11 protein-coding genes and 1 pseudogene are annotated in these 11455 nt (G+C 62.8%); 7 read left to right on the top strand and 5 right to left on the bottom strand.

The window, feature by feature from the left end:
- The first annotated feature begins 449 nt into the window (after window positions 1-449).
- Window positions 450-884, top strand: a complete 435-nt coding sequence (locus B0G75_RS05965; RefSeq protein WP_106302000.1) for a CHRD domain-containing protein — start codon at window positions 450-452, stop codon at window positions 882-884.
- Between the two features lie 117 nt (window positions 885-1001).
- On the top strand, window positions 1002-1958 hold the full coding sequence (locus tag B0G75_RS05960; protein ID WP_106301997.1) for an alpha/beta hydrolase: 957 nt from the start codon (window positions 1002-1004) through the stop codon (window positions 1956-1958).
- On the opposite strand, the gene B0G75_RS05955 is transcribed toward B0G75_RS05960, so the two are convergent.
- Window positions 1928-2770 carry an EcsC family protein gene (locus B0G75_RS05955; RefSeq protein ID WP_106301994.1) on the bottom strand — a complete coding sequence of 281 codons (843 nt, stop codon included), beginning with the start codon at window positions 2768-2770 and terminating at the stop codon, window positions 1928-1930. The genes B0G75_RS05960 and B0G75_RS05955 overlap by 31 nt on opposite strands.
- A 139-nt stretch (window positions 2771-2909) precedes the next feature.
- Between B0G75_RS05955 and B0G75_RS05950 the strand changes: the two genes are divergently transcribed.
- Together B0G75_RS05950 and B0G75_RS05945 are read left to right on the top strand one after the other, a co-directional pair.
- Entirely contained in the window at window positions 2910-4505 is a 1596-nt protein-coding gene (locus tag B0G75_RS05950) for an MDR family MFS transporter (RefSeq protein ID WP_106301991.1), read from the top strand.
- 31 nt (window positions 4506-4536) lie between these two features.
- Window positions 4537-5046 (top strand): MarR family winged helix-turn-helix transcriptional regulator, encoded by a 510-nt coding sequence (locus B0G75_RS05945; protein WP_106301988.1) that lies wholly within the window; start codon window positions 4537-4539, stop codon window positions 5044-5046.
- 124 nt (window positions 5047-5170) lie between these two features.
- On the opposite strand, the gene B0G75_RS05940 is transcribed toward B0G75_RS05945, so the two are convergent.
- Window positions 5171-6448, bottom strand: a complete 1278-nt coding sequence (locus tag B0G75_RS05940; protein ID WP_106301985.1) for an amino acid deaminase — start codon at window positions 6446-6448, stop codon at window positions 5171-5173.
- 159 nt (window positions 6449-6607) lie between these two features.
- Between B0G75_RS05940 and B0G75_RS05935 the strand changes: the two genes are divergently transcribed.
- The 3 genes from B0G75_RS05935 (at window position 6608) to B0G75_RS05925 (ending at window position 9464) form a co-directional block, all read left to right on the top strand.
- Complete coding sequence (locus B0G75_RS05935) at window positions 6608-7498, top strand: MurR/RpiR family transcriptional regulator (RefSeq protein ID WP_106301982.1); 891 nt, start codon at window positions 6608-6610, stop codon at window positions 7496-7498.
- Between the two features lie 3 nt (window positions 7499-7501).
- Window positions 7502-8983, top strand: coding sequence for an amidohydrolase family protein (locus B0G75_RS05930; RefSeq protein ID WP_106301979.1), 1482 nt, complete (start codon window positions 7502-7504; stop codon window positions 8981-8983).
- Between the two features lie 94 nt (window positions 8984-9077).
- A complete protein-coding gene (locus B0G75_RS05925) occupies window positions 9078-9464 on the top strand; it encodes a RidA family protein (protein ID WP_007179354.1) in 387 nt (128 codons plus the stop codon).
- Between the two features lie 74 nt (window positions 9465-9538).
- Here B0G75_RS05925 and queF read toward each other — a convergent pair whose 3' ends face one another.
- The 3 genes and pseudogenes from queF to B0G75_RS05910 form a co-directional block, all read right to left on the bottom strand.
- The gene (queF, locus tag B0G75_RS05920) at window positions 9539-10363 is read right to left on the bottom strand and encodes an NADPH-dependent 7-cyano-7-deazaguanine reductase QueF (RefSeq protein WP_106301976.1); all 825 of its coding nucleotides are present in this window, start codon (window positions 10361-10363) and stop codon (window positions 9539-9541) included.
- The gene (locus B0G75_RS05915; protein WP_012431706.1) at window positions 10360-11262 is read right to left on the bottom strand and encodes a 5'-nucleotidase; all 903 of its coding nucleotides are present in this window, start codon (window positions 11260-11262) and stop codon (window positions 10360-10362) included. Before B0G75_RS05915 ends, queF begins: the two co-directional genes overlap by 4 nt.
- A gap of 23 nt (window positions 11263-11285) precedes the next feature.
- Window positions 11286-11455, bottom strand: a pseudogene (locus tag B0G75_RS05910) (threonine ammonia-lyase, biosynthetic); the annotation flags it as partial.

Raw genomic sequence — 11455 nt, 5'->3', positions numbered from 1 at the left:
TCGACAAGGGCGCGACAAATACGCCAAGCAGGTCAAACAGACGAAAAAAAACGCGGCCGAAGCCGCGTTAAAGATTTGGAGACTTCCCTCGATGAAGGAGTCACTTCTCGCAAGCAGAAGCATAACCGGGATATTGCAGTTCATTCATTACAAAATCCGCAATTAACTGTTTGAGGAAATCGATGAAAACGTCGCCCGGACGCGTTCGGATCAATATCACGTGCACGTACGTGTGTCTGAAACGCCCTAGGAATCGCTACGGACACCTACAAACTCGCCACGTGTTTCAATGCGCCTGAAAGCGACTGCACTAAACGAAATCTGACTAAAAAACGCGCGACGCCACGCGCGCTCCAGCACAAACAGATTTGACGGATTTGCACTAGTATGTGGTGGCTTCGCGCGCGGCCGAGTGTCGGTGCGGCGGTGCATCAAGTCCGGAGAAGACCATGATTGCGCTTCGAAAAGTGAATCTTGCAGTGGTGTTGTGGGCGTTGGCGTCGGGCGTCGCCTTCGCGGATACGGTGGCGCTGAAGGCGGATCTCGAGCCTTCGAGCGAAGTGCCGCCTCGCGTGAGCCACGGGCACGGCATGTTGGACGCCACCTTCGACACGTCGACGAAATCCCTGCGATGGACGGTCACCTATGAAGGCTTGAGCGGCCCGGCAACCGCCGCGCATTTCCACGGACCCGCGCCGGTCGGCCAGAACGCCAAGGTTCAGGTGCCCATCGACAAGGGCGCGCTCGCCAGCCCGATCAAAGGCTCGGCGGCGCTGACCGAACAGCAGGTGACGGACCTGATGGCGGGCCAGTGGTACTTCAACGTTCATACCGCGCAGAACCCGATGGGTGAAATCCGTGGGCAGGTTTTGCCGGCGAACTAGGCGAGCGGAAGGCCTTACCCGGCGCTGCGGGCGTTTTTCAAGATTAGAAGCCGCCATCCACCGGCGCAGCCGCGAACGCACGTAACATGGCAGGACACAATCGAAGGAGCGTGTCCGATGAGTTGGCAAAGCGCACTCGCGTGCTGGTATCTGCGCCGGCAGTTTCGACCGGAAACCCTCAAGCCGCGCATCGATGTCGAAAGGGCGCGCGCGCTGACCGCCAAGCGCGCCTGGTCGCCGCGGGTGCCGAGCGGCTGGCTTCTGCGTGAGCTTTACAGTCTGAACGATGCGCCGTTGCGCGGCGAGTGGATCGAGCGCACCGACCGCGCGTCAGCGGCAAACGCCGGACCGACCGTGCTGTATTGCCACGGCGGCGGCTACTACTTCTGTTCCCCGCGTACCCATCGCTCGATCGTGTTCGGTCTGGCGACGCGCGCCGATGCACCGGTTTTTTCCCTCGACTACCGTCTCGCGCCGGAGCATCGTTTCCCGGCGGCGCTCGATGACGCGACCGCGGCCTACCGTCAGTTGATCGCCGACGGCATCGCGCCGGAGTCGATCGTAATCGCGGGCGATTCAGCGGGCGGCGGCCTTGCGCTCGCCACACTGGTGGCGCTGCGCGACGCGGGCGACCCTATGCCCGCAGGCGGCCTGCTGTTCTCGCCGTGGACCGATCTGGCCGCGACCGGCGCCAGCATCCGCAGCAACGACAATCTCGATCCCATGTTCAGCGGCTCCGCGATCGAGCGGGCCGGGAAGATCTATCTCGGCGACTCGCCGGCCACGCATCCCTACGCGTCGCCGGTCTATGCCGACCTGCATGGCTTGCCGCCGCTCTTCATCATGGCAGGCAGCACGGAGGTATTGCTCGACGACTCGCGGCGCGTGGCCGACAATGCGCGCGCGGCAGGCGTCGATTGTGAACTCGAAGTGTGGAACAAGATGCCGCACGTCTGGCCGATCTTCGCGCCGTTCATCCCCGAGGCAAATCGCGCGCTCGATCGCGCCGCCGCCTTCGTGCGGCGCGTGACGAGCCGCGCGGCTCAGCCGTCGAGCGCGATGTCGATCGTCTGATAGGCGGCCTCGACCGTCGCCTGGCCGTAATGCCGTTCCAGCCGACGCACGGTGAAGTGACCGTGCGCGACCTGCTGGAAGTGGTCGATGAACACCGTATTGACCATCGCGCCGAGCACCGCGCCGATCGCTGGAATCGACTTCGCGGCGATCTGCTCGCTCACCTGCACGGAGAAACGTGCGGCGATCGTGTTGAGCAGGCGCAGCAAGGCCGCCGAACCATGCGTGGTGAAGCCCTTGGTGGCGATTTCGGATGACGCCTTCGACACCGCCTGCGCGAGCGCGCCGCGCATGATGAAGTAGCCGAAGTCGGCGTCGTCGTCGGCTTTCGACGTGCCGCCCATGCCGAGCACCGTCAGACATTGCAGCTGCGTGTCGATCGACGTCAGATCCTCGCCCTCGCTGCGCGCGATATCGCAGATCGAGCGGAACATCAGCGTGGTCGTGACGGGCAGTTCGACGGGCAGCGCGAACAGTCCGAATGCGCCGCCAGCCGCGCCGGTGGTCGCCACGGCAAACTTGTGCAGCAAGTTGCTCGGCTTGTCGGGCACCGCCAGCGGCGTCGCGCCGTCCTGCCGCCCGAGCGTGCGCAGCGCGATCGCCAGGCACTTGCGTAGCGCCAGCTCCGTCGCGTCGGTGACCTTTTCGTTGGCAAACGCCGGCATGCGCGAGAGCAGTTTCTCCAGCGGCGCGCCGACTATACTCGCCAGCTTCATCGCCAGAGCGGGGCTCTCCAGTTCGTGTTTGGCGCGCCGCAGCGCCTTCAGGTCGTCGTCCGATAACGATTGTGTTGCGAGCGAACTCGGCTCCATGTGCCTCCCTGGCGTCATGTGATTTTCGTTCTTCCGTCGATTGCCGACGCGGCTAACCGCAGCGGCTTGTCCCGCTTAGAGCGTCGCAGCGTGGTATGATTCCCAATCGTTTGACAAGTCAACTGTTGCGCTATCAAAAATGGCTGTCCATACCGCGGCCCATCACTCGAGTGGGCAAGTTTTACCGTTCCGTGAATCGCTGCTGGCGATGCTCGGCATCTCCTTCGTCACGATGCTGGTCGCGCTCGACCAGACCGTGGTCGGCACCGCGCTACCCACGATCGTCGCCGAACTCAAAGGTTTTGAGCTGTACGCGTGGGTCGCCACGTCGTATCTGCTGACCTCGGTGATCACCGTGCCGATTTTCGGCCGGCTCGGCGATTATTACGGGCGCAAGCCCTTCGTGATTGCGTCGATCGTCGTGTTCACTGCCGCTTCGGTGCTGTGCGGCGCGGCCAACAACATGCTGTTCCTCGTGCTCGCGCGCGGCCTGCAAGGAATCGGCGGCGGCATGCTGGTCGGCACCGCGTTCGCCTGCATTCCCGATCTGTTTCCCGACTCGGTCGTGCGTCTGCGCTGGCAAGTACTGATGAGCTCGGCGTTTGGCATCGCGAACGCAGTGGGGCCATCGCTCGGCGGGTTCCTCACACAGTATTACGGCTGGCGCTCGGTTTTCTACGTGAATCTGCCGGTCGGCCTGCTGTCGCTGTTTTTTGTCTGGCGCTTCCTGCCGCATCTGCGTCATGTCGAACACGAAGGCAAGATGCGTCTCGATTGGCCCGGCGCTGTGTTGATCGCCGTGGCGCTCGGCTCGCTGCAGCTGTTCGTCGAGTTGCTGCCGAAGCATGGCGTGACTTTGGGCGCGATCGCCTTGCTGGTGCTGAGCGTCGCGTCGGCTTACGCGTTGTGGCAGTGGGAAAAGCGTTGCCCGACGGCGATCCTGCCGGTCGACATGTTCCGCAACCGCAGTCTCGCCGCGCTCTTCACGCTCGCCGTGCTGGGCGGCTTTTCGATGTTCTCGCTGCTGTTCTACGCACCGTTGCTGTTCCAGGGCGGCTTCGGCATGTCGCCGAAAGAAGCGGGTCTCGTCATCACGCCGCTGGTCGTGTTCATCACGATCGGCAGCATCGCCAATGGGCGCATCGTCTCGCGCGTGCGCAATCCGAATCTGATGCTGTATGTCGGCTTTACCCTGCTCGCGCTCGCGTGCCTCGGTGTGGTCGTTGCAACGCGCGCCATGCCGCAGTGGCTCTTGATGTCGTTCATGATCGTCGGCGGATTGGGGCTCGGTTTCGTCATGCCGAACCTGACGATCTTCGCGCAGCAAACGGCCGGCCGCGAACACCTCGGTATCGCAACGGCGCTGCTGCAGTCGCTGCGGATGATCGGCGGGATGATCGGCACGGCGCTGACCGGCACGCTGGTCAGCCATATGTACGCGAGCGGCGTGCGCAGCGCGTTGGACAACGATCACGCGTCGCAATGGTTCGCGGACCTCGGCGACCCGCAGATCCTCATCAATCGCGACGCGCAAACTACTTTGCTCAGTCAGTTGACGCATGCGGGCCATAACGGCGCGATGCTGCTCGAGACCGCGCGCGAAGCGCTCGTGTCGGCGATTCATCTGGGGCTCGCCATGGCGGCGATCATCGCCGTGGTGTCGGTGTGGCAGAGCCGCAGAGTGCCGCCGGTCAAGCTCCAACGCAAGCTCGAGCCCGTGATTCACGCGGACTGATTTTTTAGACTTACCGTTTTACTGACAGATCATGGAAGAACAGGACCGCGTCGCCGTCATGCAGCAATTCGGCCGCACATATCGGGCGTTCATGTCGGCTTTCGAGGCGCACGTCGGCCATCCGTTGCCGCGCTGGCGCATTCTGCTCGCGCTGCACGACCAGGGCGGCGAGTCGTCGCAGAAGCGGCTGGTGGAGCGCCTGCGCGTCGATCCGGGCGCGCTGACCCGGCAACTGAAAACGCTGGAAGGTTTGGGCTGGATTGCTCGCAGCATGGATACGCGCGACAACCGCGTGACCAATGTGCGCCTGACTGACGCGGGGCAGTCGGCCACTAAAGCCAGCTTGCCGCGCCGCAATGCGTTTCTGCACGACACGATCGCCGTGTTGCCGGACGAGGCGCTGAACGCGCTGTCGGGTGCGTTGAAGATGCTCGAGGCGAGGATCGGCGAAGTAGCGGCGACGGCGAATGCAGCCGGAGCAGGCGAGGCTGCCGCTCAGGCGCCCGAGACAGTGGGGAGTGAAGCGCCACGTCAGCCTTGATTCACCAGAAGGACGGGCGCGATTAAACATATCGGTTCGGCGCGGCGGCGCGAAAAATCACGCGTTCCGCGACACCCCGAAAGGCGCGCCTCGTTGCCCGAGAACGCGCCCTTCGCGAGCCACATCAGAAGAACGTTTCGATCACTTCCGTCACGCGATACGCCGGATCGACCACCAACACCTGACGCCACTTGTCGAACGTCAGACACGGATGCGAAATGTCGAACGCGATCATGTCGCCCACTTTCAGGTCAGCGCCTGCCGGAATCCGCAGATATGCGTGCTGATCCATCAAACCGAAAATCTCCCAGCCTTCACCTGCAGCAATATCGCGCGGCGCTTCATTGCCCGGACGATAGTGGCGCGCCGGTTCCGGCATGCCGGCGTCGAACGCGGAATCGCGCTTGCCGAGACCGATGATCGCGCGATCCGGCTCGGGAATCGACTGCACATAGGCCCACAATTGCAGCGCGGGAAGCAGCCCTTCGCCCATTTTTTTCGCAACCGGATTGCGCTTGAAAATGTCCGTCTGCGCTTTGCGATAGATGCCGACGTCGTGCGTCAGATAGCAGCCGGGGCGCAGCACGACCTCGACCTTGCCGGTCTCCGACGCCTTCACGAATTCTTCCGCGACCACGTCGTACCAGGCCGAGCCCGCGCCTGACAACACAGCCGGCGTACGCGCAAAACGGCCCTGCTCGACGAGTTCGCGCGTAACCGCAACCGCGCTTTGCAGGAACTCGCGCACTTCGTGTTCTTCCTTGAGCACGCCTTCATACAACTCGACGCCGGCGAGCTTCAGCGTGTCGGGATAGCGTGCAATCGCATCGAGCACGGCATTGCGCTGCGCCGCGTCGCGCACGCCCGTGCGGCCGCCCGGCACGCCGAGTTCGAGCAGCACCTGCAACTGCTTGTTCACCGACTTGAAAAACTCGCCCAACTGCTCGACGCCTTCGACCGAATCGACAAGACAGAAGAATTCGAAATCCGGATCGCTCAGCAACTCGGCGACCATCATCATGTTGTGACGGCCGACCAGCTGGTTGGCCATGAGAATACGCGAGACGCCGCCGTGATAAGCCGCGCGCACCTGATGCGCGGTGGCGAGGGTGATGCCCCACGCGCCGTTTTCGAGCTGACGGCGAAACAGCTGCGGCGCCATCGTCGTCTTGCCGTGCGGCGCGAGTTTGACGCCGTATTCCGCGACGAATGCCTGCATCCACTTGAGGTTGTGCTCCACCCGGTCCGCATACAGCACGGCAGCCGGCAGGCTCACGTCTTCGTTCAGCAGATTCCACTCGAGGCGCTTGGCATCCGTGAGTTGAATGCTGGTGCCCGGAACCATGCCCAAGCCCTTGCTATAAGGATCAATCGTTGCGCCCTGATAGTTTGTAACTTTCATGTCTCCTTGCTCCATCGTCCGGTTAAATTGAATGGAAGTTGACTTTACCATGTTACCGAAAGTACGATGGATGGAGAAATGTTATTTAGTACCACGGCTTGCCGCAAGGCGCGAGATTGATGCCCCGCTCAGCCTTTCGCGCAGCCTCCCATATCTGCAATGAACCTAACCGCCGAACCGCTGGCTTTCGACATCGTCGCGCGCATTGCCGAATGCGCGCCGGAACTGCGCTCGGCTGAACGCAAGGTCGCCGCGCTGATTCTCGACGATCTGACGGGCGCCTCGCGCGCCAGCATCGGCGCGCTCGCGCAGCAGGCCGAGGTGAGCGTCGCGACCGTGACGCGCTTTGCCAAGGCGGTGGGCTGCCGCGATGTGCGTGAGCTGAAGCTGCGGCTCGCGCAGGCCGCCGCCGTGGGGCAGCGCTTTCTGCAGGCCGGCGGCCCGAGCGACGCGCCCGAGCCGATCGCGACTCGCGTGTTCGATGAATTGCAGACCGCGCTCGCGCATAACCACCAATTGCTGCGCCAGGCGCCGCTGGGCGATGCGGCCGCCGCTTTGCGCGGCGCGCGCATGATCTACGTGTTCGGCATGGGCGGCGGCTCGACCGCGCTCGCCGACGAGATGCGCTTCCGGCTCGTGCGCCTGGGCCGGCCTGTCGCGACGTATCAGGACGGCTTGCTGCAACGCATGGTGGCCAGCACCGTGTCGCGCGAATGCGTGGTGATCGCGCTCTCTACTACCGGGCGCGTGCCCGAGATGGTCGAGAACTGCAAGATCGCGCGCAGCTATGGCGCGACCGTGATCGCGCTGACCGCGCCGGCTTCGCCGCTCGCGCGGCTCGCCGATTGGGTGATCCCGATCGTCGCCTTTGAGACCGATTTCATTTACAAGCCGTCGTCGTCGCGTTACGCGATGATGATGGCGCTCGATGTGCTCGTCACCGAACTTGCCGTCAGTCAGGGTGACGAGAGCCGCGAATTGCTGCGCCGCATGAAGCATGCACTCGACACGCACCGCGGCGGCGGCGATCGACAACCGTTAGGAGACTGATCCATGCACTCGCATCCCGAAGCCGCTGATACGCTGATCGTCGGCGCGCAACTGTATGACGGCACGGGCGCGCCGCCTGTCGAACGCGATGTCGCGGTTCGCGACGGCCGCATCGTCGCGATCGGCAATCTGTCGAACTGGCTCGCCGAAGAGGTGATCGAGGCCGAAGGCCGCGCGTTGGCGCCGGGTTTCATCGACGTTCACACGCACGACGACACGCACGTGATCCGCTCGCCGCAAATGCTGCCGAAGATCACGCAAGGCGTGACGACGGTGATCGTGGGCAATTGCGGCATCAGCGCGTCGCCGGTTGCGCTGAAAGGCGACCCGCCTGATCCGATGAATCTGCTCGGTGAGCGCGACGCATTCCAGTATCCGACCTTCGCCGCGTATGTCGAAGCGGTGAACGCGGCGCGGCCGGCGGTGAATGTCGGCGCGCTGATCGGCCATACGGCGTTGCGCAGCAACCAGATGGACCGGCTCGACCGTGCGGCGACGCCGCAGGAAATCGACGGCATGCGCGCGCAACTCGAAGAAGCGTTGGCCAACGGTGCGTTGGGTCTGAGCTCTGGTCTCGCATACGGCTCGGCATTCTCAGCGCCGACCGAAGAAGTGATGGCGTTGGCCGAACCACTTGCCGCGGCCGGCGCGTTGTACACCACGCACATGCGTACCGAATTCGACGCGATTCTCGATGCCATGGACGAGGCGTATCGCGTGGGCCGTCACGCGCACGTGCCGGTGGTGATTTCGCATCTGAAGTGCGCGGGTCCGTCGAACTGGGGACGCAGCGAAGAAGTGCTGAAGTCGCTCGAAGGCGCGAGCCGCCTGCAGCCGATCGGTTGCGATTGCTATCCGTACAACCGCAGTTCGTCGACGCTCGATGTGAAGCAGGTGACGGGCGATATCGACATCACGATTACGTGGTCGGAGCCGCATCCGGAGATGGCGGGCAAGCTCGTGAAAGAGATTGCGGCGGAGTGGGGCGTTTCGCAGCAGGAAGCCGGCAAGCGCCTGCAACCGGCGGGCGCGGTGTATCACAACATGTCCGAAGACGACGTGCGGCGCATTCTTTCGCATCCCGCGACCATGGTCGGCTCGGATGGATTGCCGAACGATCCGCTGCCGCATCCGCGCTTGTGGGGTGCGTTTCCGCGCGTGCTCGGCCACTATGCGCGCGACGCGGGCTTGCTGCCGCTCGAAGAGGCGGTGCGCAAGATGACCAGTTTGTCGGCGCGTCGCTATGGGCTCACGCAGCGCGGCGAGGTGCATATCGGTTACCACGCCGATCTGGTTTTATTCGACCCGGCCAAGGTGCGCGACGTGGCGACGTTCGAAAACCCGCAACAGGCCGCCGACGGCATCGACGCGGTGTGGGTGAACGGCGTGTTGACGTATCGCGATGGTGAAGTGACCGGCGAACGCGCGGGTCACTTCGTGGCGCGCGGTGCGGCGTCGAAGGGCGATGCGCACGGCGCGTTCTGATTGTTTGTTCGACCGATTGATTAATTGAGTGATCGATTGCGGCGCGCGCGGCGATTCTGCTGAACGCGTGCCGGACTTTTTAAGGAGTGTGATGATGAAACGATATGGTGTTGAAGGCGGCAAGGGAACGGGCGGTCAGCATATGCCGTTTGCGCGTGCGGTCGAAGCGGACGGCTGGCTGTTCGTATCAGGACAGACGCCGATGGAAAACGGCGAAGTGATCAACGGCGGCATCGTCGAGCAATCGCACAAGGCGATTCAGAACGTGTTCGCGATCCTGAAGGAAGCCGGCTATGGCGCGGAACACGTGGTCCGCTGCGGCGTGTGGCTGGATGACCCGCGTGACTTCGCGTCGTTCAACAAGGTGTTCCGCGAGTACTTCGGCGAGAATCCGCCGGCGCGCGCGTGTGTCGTTTCTTCGATGGTGATCGATTGCCGGGTTGAAGTGGATTGTGTGGCTTATAAGAAGCCCACGGCTTAACCCTGAATGAAGATTTAGCCGGTTTCGTTCGCCGCGGATTCGCGATCAAATTGCCGCGGCGAACAACCCACTTATTATTGCCGCGCCAACCGCATATTGTCCGGCATCGGCAAGTTGTAATTAGTGCGGAACGGATTGATGTCCAACCCGCCGCGTCGCGTATAACGCGCATACACGGCGAGCTTCACCGGCTTGCAGGCCTTTAGCACATCGAGAAAAATCTTCTCGACACACTGCTCGTGAAAACCGGTGTGATTCCGATACGAGATGATGTAGCGCAGCAAGCCTGCGTGATCGATCTGCGGGCCCACGTAATGAATCTGCACGCTGCCCCAATCCGGCTGCCCCGTCACCGGGCAATTCGACTTCAGCAGGTTGGAGACCAAAGTCTCCTCGACGGGCGCTTCATCAAGCGCAGCCGTCAGCAATGAGGCATCGGGATGATAAACATCCGTATCGAGGTCCAACCGATCCAGCGATAAACCTTCAAACTCTTCCATCTGCAATTTGCCGAACTCATACGGCGCGGCCAGATGAACCGACACGGTCGCGCCGCACGACGCGGACACATCACGCTTGATCGTATCGCGCACCACGTCCATCGACTCGAACGCGGTCTGCGCGAACGAGCCGAGGTAGAGCTTGAACGACTTCGACTCGACGATATTCGGCGAATCCGCCGGCACGAAGAACGTTGCTACCGCGATCTGCGGCTTGCCGCGCGCATTCAGCCACGACAACTCATACGCATTCCAGATGTCCGTGCCGAAGAACGGCAACTGCGCGCCGATGCCGATCGCCTCGCGCGCATTTTTTCGCGCGATCGGAAACAGCAGCGACGCGTCGTATTGTTCGGTGTAAGCGGAGGGCTTGCCCAGCGGTGATTGTTCGGGTGTCATGATGCGTTCACGATGCCACTCAGCACGTGCCCCGTCGCCGTCACGACGCGGGCCGATTCGCAGTGGCCAATTTGGTCGTCGAAGAAAAAGTCCGGCTCGAACTCGCGCAAAAAAGCGCTCTTGTCGAGGCCGCCGAGGAACATCGCTTCGTCGATTTCGATGTTCCACGCCATCAAGGTGCGGATCGCGCGTTCGTGCGCGGGCGCCGAACGCGCCGTGACCAATGCCGTACGAATATGCATCGGCGCGGCTTCGTCCGCGAGTTTTTGCAGCCGGTGCAGCGCTTCGAGCAACGGCTTCAACGGACCGTCCGCGAGCGGCAGATCCTTATTGTGAATCTCGTGGCCGACAAAGGCGCGCAGGCCATCCTTCTGGAACACGCGCTCGGCTTCGTCGGAAAACAGCACGGCGTCGCCGTCGAAGGCGATGCGGATTTCGTCCGGATACTTGCTCGCCATTTTCGCCGATTCGGGCAAGACGCGCGCGGCGGGAAATCCGGCGGCCAGCGCGTCGCGCACGTCCTGCTGATTCGCGGACAGAAACAGCGACGCGTTCAACGGCTTCAGATAGCCGAACGGCGCGCGTCCTCGCGTGAATACGCCACGCTCGATGGCAAGTCCATGTTCCCGGCACGAATGAAACGCACGCAGTCCGCTGATCGGATCGCTGCGCGAGAGGATCACCACTTCGACGCGATGGCCGCCGGTGTTCAAAGCCAGCAGCTTGCGGATCAGCGGAAACGCCACGCCCGGTTTGGCGGGCACGGTCAGGCGGTCGCGCTGCAACGCTTCATAGGCTTGCAGATCGCCTTCCTCGTACACGCGGTTCTCTTCCTCGAAGTCGAACAGCGCGCGCGACGAGATTGCCACCACCAGTTTGTCGACGAGCGAAAGAGCCATCTGCGGATTGCGGTCCTAAGTAATCAAGCGAGGAACAGTCGATACACCGGGTTCTGCGTCTCTTCCCAGTTCGGATAGCCGAGCGTGGCGAGAAACTGGTTGAACGCCTCGTTCTCGCTGTCCGGCACCTGGATGCCGACCAGAATCGAGCTGTAGTCCGCGCCCTGGTTGCGGTAGTGGAACAGGCTGATAT

The organism is Paraburkholderia sp. BL18I3N2 (assembly GCF_003001875.1).
Taxonomy (GTDB): Bacteria; Pseudomonadota; Gammaproteobacteria; order Burkholderiales; family Burkholderiaceae; genus Paraburkholderia; species Paraburkholderia phytofirmans.
This window is presented reverse-complemented; position numbering and strand designations above follow the sequence as displayed.

Coding starts and splice junctions, on each gene's coding strand:
- B0G75_RS05960 (WP_106301997.1), top strand. CDS start 1,002: ATGAGTTGGCAAAGCGCACTCGCGTGCTGGTATCTGCGCCGGCAGTTT.
- B0G75_RS05955 (WP_106301994.1), bottom strand. CDS start 2,770: ATGGAGCCGAGTTCGCTCGCAACACAATCGTTATCGGACGACGACCTG.
- queF (WP_106301976.1), bottom strand. CDS start 10,363: ATGACACCCGAACAATCACCGCTGGGCAAGCCCTCCGCTTACACCGAA.
- B0G75_RS05950 (WP_106301991.1), top strand. CDS start 2,910: ATGGCTGTCCATACCGCGGCCCATCACTCGAGTGGGCAAGTTTTACCG.
- B0G75_RS05935 (WP_106301982.1), top strand. CDS start 6,608: ATGAACCTAACCGCCGAACCGCTGGCTTTCGACATCGTCGCGCGCATT.
- B0G75_RS05925 (WP_007179354.1), top strand. CDS start 9,078: ATGAAACGATATGGTGTTGAAGGCGGCAAGGGAACGGGCGGTCAGCAT.
- B0G75_RS05940 (WP_106301985.1), bottom strand. CDS start 6,448: ATGAAAGTTACAAACTATCAGGGCGCAACGATTGATCCTTATAGCAAG.
- B0G75_RS05930 (WP_106301979.1), top strand. CDS start 7,502: ATGCACTCGCATCCCGAAGCCGCTGATACGCTGATCGTCGGCGCGCAA.
- B0G75_RS05915 (WP_012431706.1), bottom strand. CDS start 11,262: ATGGCTCTTTCGCTCGTCGACAAACTGGTGGTGGCAATCTCGTCGCGC.
- B0G75_RS05945 (WP_106301988.1), top strand. CDS start 4,537: ATGGAAGAACAGGACCGCGTCGCCGTCATGCAGCAATTCGGCCGCACA.
- B0G75_RS05965 (WP_106302000.1), top strand. CDS start 450: ATGATTGCGCTTCGAAAAGTGAATCTTGCAGTGGTGTTGTGGGCGTTG.